Source organism: Limosilactobacillus galli (assembly GCF_947381495.1).
GTDB lineage: Bacteria > Bacillota > Bacilli > Lactobacillales > Lactobacillaceae > Limosilactobacillus > Limosilactobacillus galli.
The window spans coordinates 1-211 of the sequence record NZ_CANCWK010000156.1 but is presented as its reverse complement, the minus strand read 5'-3'; the positions used below and the strand labels follow the sequence as shown (position 1 = coordinate 211).

Genomic DNA, 211 nt, shown 5'->3' with positions numbered 1-211 from the left:
GTGGTCTTACTAAAGCCTAAGTAGTTAGCGATGTATCGCAAGGAACGTCCTTCACTATGAAGCGTTTCAATGACAACGCGGTTCTGGAATGATAAAATAGTGGTGCCCATCAAGGTCCTTCTTTCTAATGGAATGTTGTGGTAACACCATTAAAGACCTTGATGGGTTTTTCTGTCCACTTAAATGTTCAACTTAAATTTTACAATCTGCC

Annotated in this window: 1 protein-coding gene; it reads right to left on the bottom strand. The window is 39.8% G+C overall.

Translation table 11 applies throughout. From position 1 onward, the window contains the following. Positions 1 to 110: helix-turn-helix domain-containing protein (locus QOS10_RS09695; RefSeq protein ID WP_283595222.1), on the bottom strand; the 110-nt coding region annotated here is incomplete at its 3' end. Between the last annotated feature and the right edge of the window lie 101 nt (positions 111 to 211).